The sequence below is a fragment of the Bradyrhizobium sp. CCGB12 genome (assembly GCF_024199845.1).
In the GTDB taxonomy this organism is placed as follows: Bacteria; Pseudomonadota; Alphaproteobacteria; order Rhizobiales; family Xanthobacteraceae; genus Bradyrhizobium.
This window is the reverse complement of the sequence record NZ_JANADO010000001.1, coordinates 8944192-8964302: the sequence shown is the minus strand read 5'-3', so window position 1 is coordinate 8964302 and position 20111 is coordinate 8944192. Positions and strand designations below refer to the sequence as shown.

Here is a 20111-nt window from a genome sequence, read left to right as displayed (position 1 = left end):
GCGGACGACCCTTCGACCGCATCATCCGATATCGGCGATGCGTGCGTCGAGCGCGAATATGCTTTGGTAGATCTCAGGATCATCAAGGATGCCAACGACATCGGGCGCCACCTCGACGGCATTGCGCCAGGCAGTCCGCACCGCCGCTTCGTCGAGTGCTTCGATCATCAGCAGTCCGGCAAAAAAGCCTTCGCTGTTCCGCATGCCCTTTTCAATGGTAGGCACGGACGTCCGGGCTTGATCCGTCGCACCGATCTGGACGGCGACCACGCCGTCGCAACGAGCTATGGCATTCGCAAGCCCTCCCGGATCGCGCGGCGATCGTTCGATCCGCACGACCCCGGCGATGGCCCTCACCGCGACCGCCCCGGGCAGTCACATTGCCACCTCCGCGCATGAAATTGCCCAGGCGCGGCATGATGCGCTGTGACCACGGCGTCGGCGAGTTGAGACGAGCCAGATACGCCTCTCCGTCGAGGACTTCCGCGGCTTCCAGCTCGTATAATATGAAATAGCGGTTTCTGTCCGCCTGCATCGCGTGAAAGACGCGACAAGCGAGGAAGCCTTTGGTCATCACCCGTTCGGTGGTGTGCTCACGCGTCAGCCAGTGCCGGTAGTCCGTCAGATCCGCCAGCTCGATGTCGCCCCAGATCGCCAGAAAACCTTCGCCTCGCACTCTGCACTCCCTGCTCTATGCGCCGCCCGTCGGCGTGAGGCCGTGCAAGGCGGAGGGAACGGCACCGGGCAAGCGCCCGAGCCGTTGAACCACGGCCAGAATGGCCGCGATATAGCCGTAAGGTCCAAGCCCGCAGATCACGGCGGTCGAAGCGCTTGATGTGATGGAATGCCTGTGAAGCTCGTCCCTGGCATGGATGTTCGAGATGTGGACTTCGATCTTCGGACCATCGAAGATCTTCAGGGCATCGATCAGAGCAATCGACGTGAATGAGAATGCCGCCGGGTTCATGATGATCGCGTCCGCATTGCCATGCGCCGATTGGATTAAACCTACGAGCTCGCCCTCGATATTCGATTGATGGAACGAGAGCGAGACGTCCAAAAGTCTCGCGGCCTCCTCGCAGTTCGCCTCGATTTCACCAAGCGTCGTCGAGCCGTAAATGTGCGGCTCCCTGATGCCGAGGAAATTGAGATTGGGGCCGTTCAAGACCATGATCCTCGTGGTCATCGGCTGCTCCTTCTCCATGGGGTAATCAACCACCGAACCACTTCGCGGGTCCCGTGACGAGTTGCGGGAAGAGCACCATCAGAAACAGCACGACGAGCTGGGCGACCATGAACGGCCAGACGCCCTTGATGACCTCCTCCATGCTGATCCGCGAGACGCCGCATACGACGTTCAGGACAACCCCAACAGGCGGCGTGATCAGCCCGATCGCATTGTTGATGATAAAGAGCACGCCGAAATAGACCGGATCGATACCGGCCTGCTTGATGATCGGCATCAGGATCGGCGTGAGGATCAGGATCGTCGGCGCCATGTCGAGCGCCGTACCGACGATGACGACAAGGATCATGATCGCAACCATCAGCAGCGTCGGGCTACCCATGAGCGGGCGCACCAGGTCCGCCACCTGCGTTGCGATTTCCGCGACCGTGATCAGCCAGGACGAGACCAGCGCCGCCGCGACCAGGAACATCACGATGCTGGTGCTGAGCGCCGCCGAGACCACGACCTCATAAAGCTGCGACAGCTTCAGCTCCCGATAGATGCAGGTCGCCACGAACAGCGCATACACGGCGACGACCACCGCAGCCTCGGTCGGCGTGAAGATCCCGAACCGCAGGCCGACGACGATGATGACCGGCAGCATCAGCGCCCAGAACCCGTCGACCACTGCCCGGCCAATCTCGACCAACGACTTCCGCGGTGGGCTTTCGATGTTCTCGTTGCGAGCCACCCACCACCAGGCGAAGCAAAGTCCGACGCCCAGAAGCAGCCCGGGCACGATGCCAGCCAGGAACAGCTTCGAGATCGAGACGCCGCCGGCAACCCCAAACAAGACAAAGCTGATGCTCGGCGGAATGACGGGAGCGATGATCCCTCCCGCCGCGACAAGGCCTGCCGCATACATCTTCTTGTGGCCCGCGGCGACCATCATCGGGACCAGCAGGGCAGCGAGCGCAGCGGCATCCGCGGCGGCCGATCCGGACAGCGAGGCCAAGGCGCAGGATGCCAGGATCGCCACGTAGCCTAGTCCGCCGCGCACATGTCCGACGAGCGCCAGCGCGATGTCCACGATGCGCTTCGCCAACCCGCCTTTGTTCATGATTTCGCCAGCAAGCATGAAGAACGGAACCGCCATCAGCGGGAAACTGTCGGCCCCGTTGATGATGTTCTGCGCGACGATCTGCGAATCGAAGATATCGAGATAGTGCATCAGCGCAACGCCGCAGACGATCAGCGCGAACGCGATCGGCATGCCGAGCGCCATGGCGCCGAGGAGGGAGAATGTGAAGACGGCGATCGTCATGCTGCAATCGGACGGGCAACCAGAGCCTTTGCGCTCAAGCGTGCTCGTCGCTTTCCTTTACTGCGATGAGCTCTTCTTCGCTTGCCGCGCCGGTGACCACGCGAAATAGGTCATAGGCGAGGATCACGGCTGCCGAAACGCCGAATACGAGCCCAGACGAATAAAAGAATAGACCGACCGACATACCCGACGCCGGCGCCGCATCGCCGAATGTGAGAACCGCCTGCTTCCAGCTCCCGAGCGTCAGCAGCCAATCGGCATACAGCATCAGTAAATAGCTGATGACGAAGCAGATGAATCTGCCGCGGGGCGGGAGCGCACGCACCAGTGTATCGACACCCAGATGGGCATGCTGGCGCAAGCCAACGATTGCCCCGAGGAAGGTCAGCCAGACAAGCAGCCAGCGGGACAGTTCCTCCGACACTGCGATGCCGGAGTTGAAGGCATAGCGGAGGACGACGTTGCTGAATACCAGGACGACCATCGCTGCAAGGCAAACGGCGATCGCCGCCTTCAAGACCTCGCAGTAGACATCGAGGATCTTTGCCATCGAGGACCCGTCACTTGACCGTGCTGCGAATACGAGCGAGCTCGGCATTGAACAGCTTCACCTTGTCGGGGTCATATTCACCGGAGAACTTCTCGATGACCGGCTTCACGGCCTCCTGCATGCGCGCGTATTCCGAAGGCGCAATCTCGTTGAATTGCATACCCTTGGCCTTCAGCTCGCCGAGCGCCTGATCGGCGGCCCGCCTGGTCTGGTCACGCTGGTACTGAATCGTCTCTGCGTAAGTATCGCGGAACATCTTCTGCTCCTCGGGCGAGAGCTTGTCCCAGAACTTCTTGCTGACGATGATGATGTTCTGGGTGAAGGTGTGGTTCGTCGCCGAAACGTATTTCTGCACTTCATTGAACTTGTTCGACAGGATGACGCTGTAAGGGTTTTCCTGGCCATCGACCGTCTTGTTCTCAAGTGCAGTATAGAGTTCGCCAAACGCCATCGGCACCGGGTTGGCCTTGAACGCCTTGAAGGTCTCCAGATAGACCGGGTTCGGAATGACGCGCAGCTTCAGGCCGGCCAGGTCTTCGACCTTCGAAACCGGCCCTCTGCTGTTGGTGACGTTACGGAATCCCAGCCCCCAGTAACCGAGCGGAATGAGATCCTTCTCAGGCAGGAGATCCATCATTGCCTTGCCGAATGCGCCATCGGCGAGCGCCGTCGCCTGGTCGAAGGTGGCGACGATGAAGGGGAAATCGAACAGGCCGAGGTCCTTGACGACGCCCGCCAGCGACGTCGTCGAGGCCGAGAACACCTCTTGGGTGCCGCCGCGAACGGCCGACTGCTGCTGCATTTCGTTTCCGAGCTGGGACGCGGGAAACTCGCGGATCTTCAGCTTGCCGCCGCTCTTGGCGGCCAGCACCTCCGCGAATTTCTGCACGCCGAGACTGACCGGGTGATCCGTATTGTTGAGGTGCCCCCAGCGGATCGTCCGCTCCTGCACCTGTGCCGCGGCGGGCAAAGCCGTGAGCACAGCGCTCACCGCGACCGCCAAGCCAAGCATCGTCCTGCGCATGCCGACCCTCCCAGTGATGATGCCGCGGTCTGGCGCCGCGGCTTTGACCCCAGGAAGAAAGCATATGAGAATACGAGAGTCAAAATAGGAAATGGATTTTATCATATGATTTTGGTATCATATGAGCCTGGAATCGAGGGCTGTGCGCCCCCGCCCCGTTCAGCAAGGTCGACGCGATGTCTTTGATCGAGAAAGAAGAATCAGCCGTCGGCGAGGACGGTTATCGCCGGATCCGGACGGACATCATTTTTGGCCGGCTTGCGCCGAGCCATAAGCTCAAGCTCGAGGCGCTGCGCGAAACCTACGCTGTGAGCGTCAGCACGCTGCGCGAGGTTCTGAGCCGCTTGGCTGCCGAGGGCTTCGTCAGGGCGGAAGGCAAGCGCGGTTTTGAGGTCGCCGCAGTTTCCGCCGACAATCTGCGCGAGCTCGCCGGCTTACGTCTGCTGCTCGAGTCCCACGCGATGGCCGTCTCGTTCGCCAACGCCGATGTCGAATGGGAGGGACGCATCGTCTCGGCGCATCACAAGCTCGCCTCGACGGAGCGACTCATGGACTCCGGGATCGGGGAGCCGGAACAGTGGAAGCGCTACGACGGCGAATTCCATCAGGCGCTGATCTCGAATTGCGGATCGCACCTTCTCATGGAGACGCATAGCCTCGTCTTCGACAAGTACTTCCGCTACCAGATGGTTGCTTTCCACTATCGCGGCGCCGAGCCGGCCGCGCAGCACAGGGCGCTGCTCGAATGCGCGCTGAAGCGAGACGCCGAGACGGCAAAGCAGGTGCTCTCTTCGCACGTCAACAATTGCGTCGCGCATGCGCTCGCGAACAGCTCGCTGCGCTGAAGGGGCGCGAGGTGACGGCGACGATCATCGCGACCCGGAAGGTGGAAACCGCGGTGCCTGCAGGCGACCTCTTGGGCGAGACGCCGCTCTGGTGCGACCGGTCAGCCAAGCTTTGGTGGGTCGATATCGACCGGCAGCTTCATCAATCGTTCGATCCGTCGACCGGCGTCCACACGTCATCTCGTTATGACTGCAGCTTTCTCGGAAGCCAGGCCTTGACGTCCGACGGCCCGCACATCCTGGCGCAGGATCTATGCTTGCGGCGCCGGGATCCGACAAGTGATCAGTTGCACCAGTTCTGCGATGTCGAACGCGGCTTGGATAACCGGCTCAATGACGGGCGCGTCGATGCACGCGGCCGTCTCTGGATCGGAACCATGGACAACGAGCTGCATCGGCCCAACGGCTCGCTCTATCGGATTGACGGCGATGGCACGACGACGCGCATGTTTGGGGGTGTCATCGTGACGAATGGAATCGCGTTTTCGCCGGACAATCGCACCATGTATTTCACCGATACCCGGCGATACCGCACTTGGTGTTTCGATTTCGATCTCGACGACGGCGTGATCGGCAACAAGCGGCTCTTTGCAGACTATGCGGCGTACAGGGAGCGGCCTGACGGAGCTTGCGTCGATGTTGATGGCGGGCTTTGGACGGCGTTCTTCTCAGGTAGCCGGATCGTGCGTTATCGACCCGACGGCCGGATCGACACCATCATTCCCCTGCCCGTGACGAATCCGACATGTGTGTGCTTCGGCGGCAGCGATCTGAGGACGATGTTCGTCACAAGCGCGCGCAGGTTTCTCGACGCCGGACAATTGAGTGCAGAGCCTGAAGCGGGCCATCTCCTCGCCATTCAGTGCATCGCGCAGGGCCTCCCGGAACACCGGTTCGCAGCCAATCCACGAACCCGAAACGTCGCCCGTTAAAAACACGTTGGCCGGCCGCACCTTGATTTAATTTGCAGATCACAATAATAATTTAAATATTGACACTGCATTAACTAGTTACAGGGGTCTGAGAGCGCGACGGGCAGGTCCAAATCATTGCGATGCGACCTTCTGGACCACTAGCTGCTTCCGTCAATGTTGTCCGGTCCGCAGGTCATCGGCCAGGGAGACTTATGCAAGAGGGAGCAAGCGCCGCCAATCGGCTACCAGTCACCGTGCTCAGCGGATTTCTGGGTTCGGGGAAGACGACACTGCTTAACCACGTGCTGAGGAATCGTGAGGGCCTCCGGGTTGCCGTCATCGTCAATGACATGAGTCAGTTGAACATAGACGCGGATCTGGTTCGCAACGGTGGCGCAAACCTATCGCATACGACCGAAACACTCGTGGAGCTCAGCAATGGTTGCATATGCTGCACGCTACGCGACGATCTCTTGCTCGAGGTCAGGCGATTGGCCGAAGAACGGCGCTTTGACTATCTTCTGATTGAAGGGACCGGGATTTCTGAACCTCTCCCTGTCGCGGCAACTTTCTCCTTTCGCGACGAAGCCGGTGTCTCGCTCTCTGATCTTGCGAAACTCGACACGATGGTGACGGTCGTGGACGCCACGGACCTGCTCGCCAAGTATAGCAGTCGCGATCTTTTACGCGACCACGGCGAGCTGCGCGATGCGGCCGATGGGCGTACGATCATCGATCTCCTGGTTGAGCAGATCGAATTTGCTGATGTGGTCGTGATCAACAAGGTGTCGGAAGTGACAGAGGCAACGTGTGCGGATGTGCGCAAGGTCGTTGCCGCACTCAATCCCCGGGCGCGCACAATCGAGACCGACTTTGGCGACGTTCCTCTCCACACAATTCTCAACACCGGCCTCTTCGATGAAGCGAAGGCTGCGACACATCCTCTCTGGGACAAGGAGCTATACAATCCCGCGTCCCATGTGCCGGAGACCGAGGAGTACGGCATATCCAGTTTCGTCTACTTGGAAAGACGTCCGTTCGATCCCGTCAGCCTCTTGTCCTTTCTCAATAGGCCCTGGCCAGGTGTGTTACGCGCCAAAGGACATTTCTGGCTTGCGACCCGTCCGGATTGGGTGGGTGTCCTCTCAGTTGCAGGGATGCAACGTCGGTGCGAGCCTATGGGATATTGGTGGGCAACAATCCCGAAGTCGACGTGGCCAGGCCATCCTCACGTCCAACAACAACTCAATGATCAATGGGACAGCACTTGGGGCGATCGTCGTCAGGAGCTTGTGTTCATCGGTTCAGGCATGGACGAAACATACATCCGAGCCTCGCTGGATGCCTGCCTTGCCAATTCGGAGAATGGGTTCGATCCCCAGAGCTGGCGCAATCTCAGCGATCCCTTTCCGCCTTGGGCATTATCCTGATCACGTAAACTGGGCAGCGTAACGCTGGGCATTAAAGTGCAATGCGACCATGTGCCACGGAAAATCTTGACATTAAATATTTAATGTAATTAATATCACTGCTTTAATTCGGCATGATTGAATTTTTGCCGGCGACGCCATGGTTATAGCAACCATTACGAATAGCAGCGCAATCGCAGCCGAACGGCAGATCGAACAGCGCGGCTTCGCGCTCGCCTCCTGGTTCAGAGCCCCGCCTGCAAGTCCAGAATTGGCTCGTTCACGAACATTGGAGATGTCGATCCACGCCGTCGTCACGGTGACGGCCATCAGAAATCTGTCATGCGAATTCCCCCATCTCTCGCGAGGATGTCATGAGGTCCTTGTACGAAAAGTCTGGCATGAGCCAGATCGCTCTCGGATTGCGGACTTGGCCACGGACGCTGCACCGGAGAAATATCTGGGCGTCTGATTCAGAGGCCGAGGACGAGCGGCCGTCATCGCACGCCGCGCGAAATCCGCTGGAAACGGGCCTGCACGCCTCAGCTACCGCTGCGCTGTCTTCAACCAGCCTGACTTCGAGCGCCGAATTCGCAGGCGTGACCGCAGGATTGCGAACGCCAACCTCTGCGGCAGCCGACCAAGCGACGTCAAGTCCCGTCGTCCTCCTTGGTCGGATTCCCTCGGCGACCTTGGCCCCGACTATCGTCGGATCGTCTATGACTCCAGCAGTCGCGCAGGTTTGTGGTTGCGGCTACTTCATTGCTCCAACACGATTGCTCGATCAAATGGCAGCCCACAGCGGGCAATTGCAGGGTAGCCGACTGTCTGGCGGGGCAGATTTCGTGCTGACCGGCCAGACCGGCATCATGGGAGCCTCCACCAGCGCTGCCATGTCATTGCAGCACGTTGCGCCGCTTATCAACTGGAACGCGCTGCCCGGCGGAGGAGAGACCGGTATCGGGACGCCGACCGCCCCAATCGGAATTCTGTCCGGCTCGGTGACAATCGCAAAGGCAACGGCTCCTCCAGCCAGCCGGCAGGCCGCCACAACGGAATCGACCGGCCTTCTCGCGGCCGCAGCGGCCTCTACAAATCCAGTCGTTCTCGAGAATCAGAAGCCGGGAAATCCCCAAAGCGAATGGGATATCGTTGGCGCGGGCAGCTCGAATATCGAAGGTTTTGCCACCGACATCAGCGTCAATCGGGGCAACCGGGTCGACTTCAAGATCAATACGAATTCATCGAACTACCGAATCGACATCTACCGCCTTGGCTACTATGGCGGCATGGGAGCGCGAAAGGTCGACACCATCCAGCACACGGGCGTGCAGAATCAGCCTACGCCGCTGCGCGACGCGGCGACCGGCCTGGTCGATGCGGGCAATTGGTCCGTCTCAGCCTCCTGGAATATTCCGGCCGATGCCGTGTCCGGCGTTTATATCGCAAAGCTCGTGCGCCAGGACGGAACTGCCGGCGCCAATCACATCCCCTTCATCGTTAGAGACGACAGCAGCACCAGCGATGTGGTGTTCCAGACCTCGGATACAACTTGGCAAGCCTATAACGGCTGGGGCGGCGCCAATTTCTATGGCGGCAACGGTCCCGCGACCGGTCAAGGCGCAGGACGCGCCTACGCGGTGAGCTACAACCGGCCGATCGCCACCCGCGGCAACGTCGGAACCTATGCCGGTCCGCAGGACTATTTGTTCGGCGCCGAATATTCAGCGATCTACTGGCTGGAGCAGAATGGTTACGACGTCTCCTACATGTCGGGAGTCGATGCAGACCGTTACGGCAATCTCCTCCTCAACCACCAGCTCTACCTCGACGTTGGTCACGACGAATATTGGTCAGGGCAGCAACGCGCCAATGTCCAGGCGGCCCGCGATGCCGGCGTGAATCTCGCGTTCTGGAGCGGCAACGAGATGTATTGGCGCACGCGCTGGGGCAACAGCATCAGCAGCGGCGCCACGCCCTATCGCACCTTGATCTCCTATAAGGAGACCTGGTCACCAGGAGCCTCGATCGATCCAAGCGACCAGTGGACCGGAACGTTCCGCGATCCGCGCCTCAGCCCGCCGGCGGTCGGCGGGGGAATCCCGGAAAATGCCCTGATCGGGCAGATGTTCCAGGTCGATGATGTCGGCCAAGGCAGCGGCCTTGAGTCCATTAAAATCCCCTATGACGACGCCAATCTGCGCTTCTGGCGCAACACCAGCGTTGCCAATCTTCAGCCCGGGCAAACAGCATCGCTGACCAAGAACTATCTCGGCTATGAGTGGGATGAGGCGCCCGACAACGGATTCGATCCAGCTGGCTTGGTTCGGCTCTCGTCGACAACACTTCCGGTCAACACATATTTGCTCGACTATGGCAACACGACCGGAAGCGGCGTCTCAACCCATAACCTGACGCTCTATCGCGCTCCGAGCGGCGCGTTGGTCTTCGGCGCCGGTACGGTCTACTGGGCATGGGGCCTGAGCGACAATCACGATTTGGCGCCGACACCCACCGATCCGCGCGTGCAACAGGCGATGATCAACCTGCTCGCCGACATGGGGATTCAGCCAGGAACGCTCCAGCCAGGGATGATCGCGGGTACCGCCTCGACGGACTCGACGGCCCCGACCTCCACCATCAACGCACTGGCAAATTTCGTTGCCGGGAGTTCGGTCACGATTTCCGGCACGGCGGCGGATCTCGGCGGCGGCGTGATCGCTGGCGTGGAAGTCTCGACCGATGGCGGACTGAGCTGGCAGAACGCGATCGGCGACGAGACGTGGACCTATACCTGGTCGCCGCAGGTCGCCGGGACTTACACCATCAAATCACGTGCGGTGGACGACAGCATCAATCTGGAAACGCCCTCGGCGGGTCGTACGGTGACTGTGAGCGCGCCGTCCTACATCTCGCTCTTTCCGGGCTCGGCAACCCCCGCCACGATCAACACCACCGATGCAAGCGCCGTCGAGCTCGGTGTGAGGTTTCAATCCTCGACTGCCGGCACCGTAAGCGGGATCCGCTTCTACAAGAGCAGCCAGGATACAGGCACCCATACCGGTGAGCTCTGGAGCAGCACCGGCACCTTGCTGGCAACCGCCACCTTCACAAACGAAACGGCAAGCGGTTGGCAGAGTGTGACGTTCTCCAACCCGGTCTCGCTGACGGCAGGCACCACCTATGTCGCGTCTTATCACACGAACGTGGGCCACTACTCCTCCAGCGTGAATTACTTCACGAGCAATGTGACAAGTGGTCCGCTGACCGCTCTCGCCAATGGTAACGGCGTCTATACTTACAGCAGCAACAGGGCATTCCCGACCACCACGTTCCAATCGACAAATTTCTGGGTTGACGTCATGTTCAACCCGTCCACCACCAATTCCGCGCCGGTGGCTGCGAACGATACCGGGCCGACCGTAACACAGAATACGCCCATGACGATCACGGCGGCGTCGCTGATCGCCAACGACAGCGACCCCAATGGGGATACGCTGACCATAACCGCAGTGAGCGCAGCGACAAACGGCACCGTCGCCCTCAACACGCAGCCCAATCCGCAGAACAACACCATCACATTCACGCCCAATGCCGGCTATACCGGTCCGGCCAGCTTCAGCTACACGATCTCGGACGGGCGCGGCGGTACGGCCACGGCCAATGTCAACCTCACGGTGGCACCGCTCGGAGCGGGTCCTGTCAGCCTGTTCAGCGCGTCAAATACACCGGCGCAGACCAACCTCAATGACGGATCCCAACTTGGGGTCGGGATGAAGTTCACATCCTCAGTCGCCGGCCAGATCACGGCTCTCAAATTCTACCGCAGCGCCAGCGACACCGGTCCCAACGTCCTCGATCTCTGGACGTCGACGGGCACCCGCCTTGCTACGGCCACCTTCACCAATACGTCAGTCAGCGGCTGGCAGACCGTTACTCTGCCCTCCGCGGTTTCGATCGCCGCCAACACGACCTATGTTGCTTCCTATCACACCACCGGCGCCTATGTGGTGACCAACAACTACTTCACCGCGGCTGTCACAAACGGCCCATTGACGGCGCTTTCGGCCACGACACCGGGCGGCAACGGCGTCTATTCCTATGGCGGCACCAGCACGTCCAGCATCTTCCCGACCAGCACCTATAACGGCTCGAACTACTGGGTCGATGTTTCGTTTGTGCCGTCCGGCGGCAGCAACCAACCGCCGGTTGCCAACGCAGACAGCGGCTACACCACCAGCCAGAACACCGCACTGACGATTGCGGCAGGCACGCTGCTCGCCAACGATTCCGATCCCAATGGCGGTACTCTCTCAATCACGGGCGTGAGCGGCGCCGTCAACGGCTCGGTCAGCTTCAACAGCCAGACCAATACGGTGACCTTCACGCCGACCACCGGCTATACCGGCGCGGCTTCATTCAGCTATACCATCTCCGACGGACAGGGCGGCACCGCAACGGCGACGGTCAGTCTGACGGTAAATACCGCACCCAACCAGCCGCCGGTGGCCAACAACGACAGCGGCTACACCACCACCCAGAACACCGCACTGACGGTTGCGGCAAGCGCGCTGCTCGCCAACGATTCCGATCCCAATGGCGGCACTCTCTCAATCACGGGCGTGAGCGGCGCCGTCAACGGCTCGGTCAGTTTCAACAGCCAGACCAATACCGTCACCTTCACGCCGACCACCGGCTATACCGGTGCGGCTTCCTTCAGCTATGCCATCTCCGACGGCCAGGGCGGCACCGCAACTGCAACGGTCAGTCTGACGGTAAATACCGTAACCAACCAGCAGCCGGTTGCTAACAACGACAGCGGTTACAGCACCACGCAGAATACAGCCTTGACGATTGGCGCATCGTCCCTGCTTGCCAATGATACCGATCCAAATGGCGATCCGCTAACCATCACGGGCGTGAGCGGCGCCGTCAACGGCACCGTCAGCTTCAATGTCCAGACCAATGTCGTTACCTTCACGCCGACCACCGGCTACACCGGCGCCGCATCCTTCAGCTATGCCATCTCGGATGGCCGCGGCGGCACCGCGACTGCAACAGCTAACCTGACAGTGACCACGCCGACGGTCAGCTTGTTCTCAGCTTCGAACACGCCGGCGGTTCTCTCGGATCCTGACGCGGCCCAGGTCAATCTCGGCGTACGGTTCACGTCATCTGCAGGCGGTACCATCAGCGGCATCAAATACTACAAGGGCACGGGCGACACCGGCACCCATACGGGTTCGTTATGGAGCAGCACCGGCTCGCTGCTGGCAACCGCTACATTCACGAACGAAACCAGCAGTGGATGGCAGACTGTCGTCTTCAACAATCCGGTTTCGATCACCGCCGGAACGACTTATGTGGCAAGCTACCATAGCAACGGCCACTACGCGACCACGGGCAACTACTTCACCACGGCTCGCGTGAATGGCCCGCTCACAGCCCCCGCCAGCAACAACGGCGTCTACACCTACGGCACCGGCAATCTATTCCCGACCAGCACTTATGGTGCTACCAACTACTGGGTGGACGTGCTGTTCAACCCTGCAAGCGGCGCCAACCAAGCACCGGTGGCCACGAACGACTCCGGCTTTAGCGCGACCCAGAACTCCCCGCTCACGATCCCGGCGTCGGCTCTGCTCGCCAACGACACCGATGCGAACGGCGATGCCCTGACGATCACGGGTGCAAGCAACGGCGTCAACGGCACGGCGAGTTTCAATGCGCAGACCAACGCCTTCACTTTCACACCCAACTCCGGGTATACGGGACCCGCGTCTTTCGCTTATGCCATCTCCGACGGCCGGGGTGGGACGGCAAGCGCGGTCGCCTCACTGAACGTCAATGCACCGGGGACCATCGTCAGCCTGTTCAGCAACAATCCGACGCCGAGCGTGGTAACGGTCAATGATCCGAACTCGGTGGAGCTCGGGTTCAAGTTCCAGGCGTCCAGCGCCGGCGATGTCACCGGGCTGCGCTTCTACAAGGGCCCGTCGAACACCGGCACTCATACCGCGCATCTCTGGAGCAGCACCGGCACCCTGCTGGCCACCGCCACCTTCGCCAACGAGACGGCGAGCGGTTGGCAGCAAGTCAACTTCGCCACGCCGGTAACGATCACGCAAGGGCAGACGTATGTTGCATCCTATCACACGTCGGGAAACTACTCCGTCGATCCCAACCTGTTTGGCTCGGCGATTAGCAACGGACCGCTGACTGCGCCATCCTCGGCTTCGAGCGGAGGCAATGGCGTGTATGCATATGGATCAAACAGCCTCTTCCCGACCAACACCTACAACTCAACGAGTTACGGCGTCGATGTGCTGTTCCGTCCGCAACTGAGTGCGTAGCGGGGCGGCGGCCGACTGTGCCGCTGCTCTATCGCCTCCACAAATCGCGCGATCGCGTCGACGGCTCAGACGAAGCTTTCGGCGTAAGATTACGGGTTTATGACGGCAGTGGGGCGGGCGCGTCTCATGAAAGAAGCGCGGCCGGGCTCGAAATACAGGTCCCGGCAGCGCTGGATTTTCCAACTGAGCACTAAAATCCCAGTTGATTTCAATGTGCACGGGACATGCCACAGGCATGTGACACCCCCTGCATTTCGCCAGGTCACGCTTTCACCGGCCAATCAGCGCGCGGGAATGTCGAGCTCCTCTCAGCATTCAAACTCGAGGCCACCCACATTCTGGAGCTGACAACACCTTAAGATGAAACGCTATCTGCCGGCCGGGTATGGCTCTGGCACCGGGCGGCCGGGTACCCAGCTCAATGCAACTGCTGGCCGGCGGCGATTTCGTTGCGTGACAGCTTCGATGCGACGGCGTCCCGGAACCTGAGATAGGCCTCTCGCTGCCGCCCCCCTGCCCGGGCCGCCGCCAGGTTGAGCCATTTGTAGGCAAGCACGAAGTCCTGGGGAACGCCGTGCCCCTTGTCATACATCAGTGCAAGCATCGCTTGCGCGAACGGGTCTCCCTGCTCGGCCCCGCGGCAGTAGAGATCCGCAGCGGCGTAATAATTCTGCGGAACGCCGAAGCCATGTTCATACCGGAAACCGAGCCGGCCGAGGGCTCTCGCGTTGCCGCGCTCGGCGGTCGGTGAAAGCATCCGGGCAGCGTGGGTATGACCGGTGCGATGGAAGGCGACCGATCCAGGCGAGATACCATCGGCGCTCGCGACGGACGTCGCCGCCACAAGAAGCACAAGCGCAAGCAGGACACAGAACGGCGTCCGCGGCCCAAACATCGGGATCGTCGGCCGGTCCGACTCAGTGGAAGCTGGTGGTAATAGGCGCATTGGTCGATGTCGTGGCAATGCCGCCGCGCAGTTTCGATCGAAGCTCCTCGGCAACGACATGGGCGTCGGAACCGTCACGGATGATCTGCGGGCGGATAAAGATGATCAGCTCTGTGCGCTGGGTGGCATTGCTCTGATGCCCGAAGGCATCGCCAAGGCCAGGGATCTGGTCCAGCACGGGAATCGCATTGCGGGAGCCGCTCTGCTGCTCGCTGATCAGGCCGGCCAGCAGCACGGTCTGACCGTTGACGACCGCGATCTGGCTCTTGACGCGCCGCTCCGACACCGTCGGTGTCAGGCTGTTGGTGCTGGTCGCGGGCACGTTGCTGATCTCCTGCTCGATATCGAGCCGCACCGTGCCGTTGACGCTGACGCGCGGCGAAACCTTCAGGATGATGCCGGTGTTACGATAGTCGATGGTGTTGACCACAGTGTTGCTCGTGGTCAGCACCGTCGCGCTGCCGGTCGACACCGGAACAACATCGCCGACCTGTAAGGTGGCGACCTGGTTGTTGATCACGACGAGCGACGGATTGGAGAGTACCTTGACGCTGGTGACAGCGTGGAGCGCATCCAGGATGAGGCTCGGCTGCGTTTCGGAGCCGATCAGGAAATTGAAGCCCGGAAAGGCCCGGTTGATGAAAGCATTGGTGACCGAGCCTGCGACAGAGGCGGCTCCGGTCGTAGCGTCCGTGACAGTCGCGGGAGCCGTGCTGGCATTGGTATTGAGGACCGAACCGGTGTTCGGCTTCAGCCCGAGGTTCCTGCTGGTGAGATAGGTCTGCACGCCATAGGACAGCGTGTTGTTCAGCGTGACCTCGGCGATCGTCGCGTCGATGGCGACCTGGAGTTGCGGCACATCGATCTGGAGCAGCGTCGCCTCGATGATGCGGTAATTGGCCTGGTCGGCATAGACCAGGAGGCTGTTGTTCACGGTGTCGGGCGTGATCCGCACGTCCTGCATCACGGGCTGGCCGTTGCTGCCGGCGGAGCCGCGTCCGCTATCGAGCGCGGCATTGTTGCCCTGACTTTGGTTCGGATTGCCTGCTTGCGCGCCAGCCGCGATATTTTGGCCGGTCACTCCCGTCCCCGAATTGCCGCGAGACGCAAAGCCGCCCATGGTCGAACTTGAATTGCCGTTGAGCGACAGACGGTCGGCGACGCTCGACGACGCCACGGTTCCGGAACCCGGCGCCACCTGGCTGTCGGCACTGTCGAGCAAATTGCCGGACGATCCGCCAAGGAACATGTCGGTCAGAACCCGCGCGATCTGGCGCGCATCGCCGTACTTGACGCGGTAGACATGGACCGTGGTTCGCGCGGTGTCGTTACGGTCGAGACGCTTGATCCATGTCGCGGCCGTGCGCAGCATCTCCGGCTTCTTGGTCACCACCATCACCGCGTTGAGGCGGGTAATCGGCATGAACTTGATGACATTCTGGCTGAGACCATTTTCGCCGGAATCGACGATCTTCTCGAGCTCGGCGATAACAGGCGCGGGCGAGCCGCTCGATATCGGGAAGATTCCGACAGATTGACCACGCATCCAGTCGACGTCGAAGCTCAGCACCGTGTCGACGGCGGTGCGGCGCTCCGCGCCAGTGCCCTGGATCAAAAGCAGGTTTCGCGTCGTGTCGGCGCGGATCGCGCCGGCCCGCGTGGCAAAACTATCCGTCAGCTTCAGCAGTGTCTGCGCCGAGACATATTGCAAGGGAACGACAGAGATTCCAAACCCGGCCTCGGGATTGGCCGCGGCCTCGTCGACGCGGCCGCCGCCGACCGCGTCGCCGAGCGGCGTCAAGCGATAGCCCGCCGTGTCATGCAGCAGCACCACACCACTGAGGCGGAGTGCATTCTCAAGCACGAAGACCATGTCGGATTTCGGCACCGGGCGAACCGATACCAGACTCACCGTGCCCTGCACGCGCGGATCGATGGTGTATCCGACATGCAGGATATCGCCCAGCACGACCTTGGCGACGGTCGCCACGGGCGTGCTCTCGAAATTCAAATCGAAGCCATTGCCGTTCGGCGTCGGCCTCAGCCGATCGTCCGCCACGGCCGTGACTTCACTTCCCTCATACACCGCCGCGCGAACGTTGCCGCCGCCCTGGCCGGCGGTCGTTGTCGCCAATGCGTTCACCGGCTGGGTCTGGCGCGGCAGCAGGTCCAGCGAACGCACCTTGTCCGAGACGTCGAGCTGCGCCGCGTCGACGCCTGCGTCGCCGACTGTCGCAGAGTTACAGGACGCCAACAACACCAGCGATGACAAAACAAACATGGCTCCAAGGCCGCCACGAATGATCGGGCGGCGGCCCATTATGCCTACGCGTTGCATGAAGGCCCTTCGCTCTGGCTGGCTGCTGTTCGATTGCTTTGACGATCGGTCCTGCCTTGGCGGACTCTTAGCGACCGATCATGACAGAAATAAATTGTTTACATGATTGTCGTTCGCGACCTTGCCGCTCGTGACCTACACTTCGCATCGCACCACTCGTGAAATTGCCCGTACCTGCGATGGCGTCTCAAAGTTTGTTGAGCAGGACGGACGGTGCGGCTTCGCACAGCTGTCACACTTCAGATCGATAAGCATGCAGTTGACGGGGGCCCAACGCTACGGCGCGCGCTGATCCAGGATAGAGTGGCGGGACAACGGAATGGCCAACGATCTGTCCGCTCGGTTCTTGGACTATCTCCGTCAGAACAACCAGCTTATGGCGTTCGATGGGCCGGACGACCGCGCCGGACAGAGGCCCGACCATCGCCAATTGAAGCTGTGGGAGGTCACCAGCCTCTCGCCGGCCGAATTTGCCGAGACAGCCGCGCGCTTCTTCGCACTCGATCGGATCACGCTCCAGGACATGACGGCGGCTGAGCCGCTGGTCGGATCGTTCTCGCCCCGTTTCCTGCGCGAGACCATGGTCTATCCATGCCGGGCGACGGATGGAACCACCACACTCGCTGTCGCCGACCCGACCGACCAGGCAACCCAGCGGGCGGCGGAGATCGTGCTCGGTGCCGGCATCACGTTGAAGGTGGCGTCATCGGAAGATCTCGCCATCGTCCTGAACAGGAGCTTCAGCGCCGAAGACGCTCAGGCCGCCGAAGCGGCCACGACGCTGCCGCGCGAAGATGATATCGAAAGCCTGCGCGATCTCGCCAGCGGCGCGCCGGTGGTGCGTGCGGTCAACGACCTGATCGAGAAAGCGGTCGAACTTCGCGCCAGCGACATCCATATCGAGCCGTTTGCCGGCGGGCTCACGGTCCGCCTGCGGATCGACGGCCTGCTGCGGCCGGTCGCGGCGCTGTCGGGCGTGCTGCCACAGGCCGTGGTCTCCCGTATCAAGATCATTGCCAATCTCAATATTGCCGAGCGCCGCCTGCCGCAGGACGGCGCAGCGCGATTGCGCGCCGGGCGCACCGAGATCGATATCCGCGTTGCGATCATGCCGACCCAGCACGGCGAATCCGCCGTCATCCGTATCTTGCCGAAAGATCGCGGCCTGCTGGTGGTCGAGAAGCTCGGCTTCTCGGAGCCCGACGAAGGCAAGCTGCGGCGGCTCTTGAAGCTGCCGCACGGCATGATCGTGATCACGGGGCCTACCGGCAGCGGCAAGACCACGACGCTCGCGACGATCCTGTCGATCCTCAACGAGCCCAGCCGCAAGATTCTCACGATCGAGGATCCGGTCGAATACGAGATCCCCGGCGTCAACCAGTCCCAGATCAAGCCGGCGATCGGCCTGACCTTTGCCACCGCCCTCCGGTCTTTCGTTCGTCAGGACCCCGACGTCATCATGGTCGGCGAAGTCCGCGATTCCGAGACCGCACATGTCGCGGTGCATGCGGCGCTGACCGGGCATCTGGTACTGACGACGCTGCACACCGAGACAGCCGCAGCCGCCGTGCCGCGCCTGCTCGACCTCGGCGTCGAGGGCTATCTGCTTCGTTCGGTGTTGCGCGGCGTGATCGCGCAGCGTCTGGTCCGGCAATTGTGCGAGCGATGCAAGACGGCGCGACCGCTTGCAGCAGCCGACCTCACCGAGGATCCGAGGCTCGCCGCGCTCGGGTTCCGTGCCGGCGAGACTATTCAGGAGCCATGCGGTTGCGAGCGCTGCAGCGGAACCGGCTATCGCGGCCGTCTTGGCATCTTCGAACTGCTCGAATTGTCCAACGAACTGCGTGAACTGATCGGAGAACGAACCGACGGGCTGAAGATCGACGCCATGGCGATCCGCGAGGGCATGACCACGATGCTCGACGACGGGATCGCCAAATGCCGCGCCGGATCGACCTCGCCGGCCGAAATCCTCCGCGTTGCGACCGTCCGGTGACGCCGTGCCGAATTTTCGCTACCGAGCCCTGACCCAAGCCGGCGAGATCGTGAACGGCACGATCTCCGCACCGACCATGGCCGAAGTTGCGCGCCGGATCGAATATCTCAAGCTGCTGCCGATCGAGACCATCGAGGACAAGCGCGCGTCCGTTGCGGGAGGCCACAGCCTGTTCGGCGGGCCGAGTTCTGCCGAGGTCACGACGTTTACCCACGATCTCGCGCTGCTGCTCAAGGCCGGCGCACGCCTCGACGATGCGCTCGAGCTTCTGTCCGGCGACGCCGATGTTGGGCGGATGCGTCCGGTGGTCGCCAAGATTCGCGCGGCTCTGCTCACGGGCGAGAGCTTTGCCGACGCAGTCGCCGATCACCCGGCCCTGTTTCAGCCGATGTACGTTGCGCTGGTACGCGTCGGCGAGATCTCCGGCACCCTCGATTCCGTGCTGGAGATGCTCGGGACCGAGCGCGCCCGCTCCGAGCAGATGCGGCGGAAGCTGACCGATGCGATGCAATACCCTGCGTTCGTGCTGGTCGCCGCATCCGGTGTGATGCTGTTCTTCCTGCTGTTCGTGCTGCCGCAATTCTCCAGCGTGCTCGGCGATTTCGGCGGCAAGTCGGATACGGCGCTCGCCAGCTTCATCGCGGTGTCGGATTTCCTCCGTGCCAACGCCACGGCCGCGAGCCTGATCGCCGCGACGGCGATCGCCTTTACATGGTGGCTGCTCCGGCAGGCGCGCGTGCGCGCCGCACTGGTCAGCACCATTGCGCAGGTTCCAGGCATTCGCAGCGCCTTCCAGTTTTATCGCGCCAGCCTGTTCTGCCGCAATCTCGGCGTCCTGCTCGGCAGCGGCGTCAACCTCACCGCCGCGCTGCGCATTCTCGTCGACATCATGGCGGTGACGGGAAGCGAGGCGAACTGGACCGCGGCCGCCGACCGCGTCCGTCACGGCGGAAAGCTGTCGGAAGCGCTCGCCGTGGCGGACAGCCTGCCGCCGATGGCGGTCCGCATGCTGCGGCTCGGCGAAGAGACCGGGCAACTTCCGGTGCTGGCCGGCCGGGTCGCGGAGTTCTACGAAGCAAAATTGCAGCGCAGCCTGGACCGCGTCGTCGGTATCGTCGGGCCACTGGCGATCATCACCATCAGCACCGTCGTCGGCGGACTGATCGTCTCGGTGATGACGGCGCTGCTCTCGGTCACGCAGCTCGTCGGTTAAGGCAGGGACATCGATCATGATATCGCGCAAC

At 61.6% G+C, this 20111-nt stretch carries 14 protein-coding genes; 6 read left to right on the top strand and 8 right to left on the bottom strand.

What is annotated here, in order from left to right; translation table 11 throughout:
* Positions 1–21: 21 nt before the first annotated feature.
* From NLM27_RS41155 to NLM27_RS41135, 5 genes are all read right to left on the bottom strand, one after another.
* The gene (locus NLM27_RS41155; RefSeq protein ID WP_254148695.1) at positions 22–357 is read right to left on the bottom strand and encodes a hypothetical protein; all 336 of its coding nucleotides are present in this window, start codon (positions 355–357) and stop codon (positions 22–24) included.
* Positions 358–691: 334 nt separating this feature from the next.
* Positions 692–1186 (bottom strand): type II 3-dehydroquinate dehydratase, encoded by a 495-nt coding sequence (locus NLM27_RS41150; protein ID WP_254148694.1) that lies wholly within the window; start codon positions 1184–1186, stop codon positions 692–694.
* A gap of 25 nt (positions 1187–1211) precedes the next feature.
* Entirely contained in the window at positions 1212–2492 is a 1281-nt protein-coding gene (locus NLM27_RS41145; RefSeq protein WP_254148693.1) for a TRAP transporter large permease subunit, read from the bottom strand.
* A 34-nt stretch (positions 2493–2526) separates the two neighbouring features.
* Positions 2527–3042: a TRAP transporter small permease gene (locus NLM27_RS41140; RefSeq protein ID WP_254148692.1), complete on the bottom strand. Its 516-nt coding sequence runs from the start codon at positions 3040–3042 to the stop codon at positions 2527–2529.
* Between the two features lie 10 nt (positions 3043–3052).
* A complete protein-coding gene (locus NLM27_RS41135) occupies positions 3053–4066 on the bottom strand; it encodes a TRAP transporter substrate-binding protein (protein ID WP_254148691.1) in 1014 nt (337 codons plus the stop codon).
* Positions 4067–4242: 176 nt separating this feature from the next.
* Between NLM27_RS41135 and NLM27_RS41130 the strand changes: the two genes are divergently transcribed.
* The 3 genes from NLM27_RS41130 to NLM27_RS41120 all read left to right on the top strand — a co-directional run bounded on the left by NLM27_RS41130 (position 4243) and on the right by NLM27_RS41120 (position 7255).
* The gene (locus tag NLM27_RS41130; RefSeq protein ID WP_254148690.1) at positions 4243–4911 is read left to right on the top strand and encodes a GntR family transcriptional regulator; all 669 of its coding nucleotides are present in this window, start codon (positions 4243–4245) and stop codon (positions 4909–4911) included.
* 11 nt (positions 4912–4922) lie between these two features.
* Positions 4923–5843 carry an SMP-30/gluconolactonase/LRE family protein gene (locus tag NLM27_RS41125; RefSeq protein ID WP_254148689.1) on the top strand — a complete coding sequence of 307 codons (921 nt, stop codon included), beginning with the start codon at positions 4923–4925 and terminating at the stop codon, positions 5841–5843.
* 194 nt (positions 5844–6037) lie between these two features.
* Positions 6038–7255, top strand: coding sequence for a GTP-binding protein (locus NLM27_RS41120; protein ID WP_254148688.1), 1218 nt, complete (start codon positions 6038–6040; stop codon positions 7253–7255).
* Positions 7256–7327: 72 nt separating this feature from the next.
* Here the strand turns inward: NLM27_RS41120 and NLM27_RS41115 are convergent, their stop codons facing one another.
* Positions 7328–7564 (bottom strand): hypothetical protein, encoded by a 237-nt coding sequence (locus NLM27_RS41115; RefSeq protein ID WP_254148687.1) that lies wholly within the window; start codon positions 7562–7564, stop codon positions 7328–7330.
* A 71-nt stretch (positions 7565–7635) separates the two neighbouring features.
* Here NLM27_RS41115 and NLM27_RS41110 point away from each other — a divergent pair, with 71 nt between their 5' ends.
* Positions 7636–13587 (top strand): DUF4082 domain-containing protein, encoded by a 5952-nt coding sequence (locus NLM27_RS41110; protein ID WP_254148686.1) that lies wholly within the window; start codon positions 7636–7638, stop codon positions 13585–13587.
* Between the two features lie 418 nt (positions 13588–14005).
* Here NLM27_RS41110 and NLM27_RS41105 read toward each other — a convergent pair whose 3' ends face one another.
* Positions 14006–14344 carry a tetratricopeptide repeat protein gene (locus NLM27_RS41105; RefSeq protein ID WP_254148685.1) on the bottom strand — a complete coding sequence of 113 codons (339 nt, stop codon included), beginning with the start codon at positions 14342–14344 and terminating at the stop codon, positions 14006–14008.
* 160 nt (positions 14345–14504) lie between these two features.
* Positions 14505–16814 (bottom strand): type II secretion system secretin GspD, encoded by a 2310-nt coding sequence (gspD, locus tag NLM27_RS41100; protein ID WP_254148684.1) that lies wholly within the window; start codon positions 16812–16814, stop codon positions 14505–14507.
* A gap of 376 nt (positions 16815–17190) precedes the next feature.
* Between gspD and NLM27_RS41095 the strand changes: the two genes are divergently transcribed.
* Positions 17191–18867, top strand: coding sequence for a GspE/PulE family protein (locus tag NLM27_RS41095; protein WP_254148683.1), 1677 nt, complete (start codon positions 17191–17193; stop codon positions 18865–18867).
* 4 nt (positions 18868–18871) lie between these two features.
* Entirely contained in the window at positions 18872–20080 is a 1209-nt protein-coding gene (locus tag NLM27_RS41090) for a type II secretion system F family protein (protein WP_254148682.1), read from the top strand.
* Positions 20081–20111: the final 31 nt, after the last annotated feature.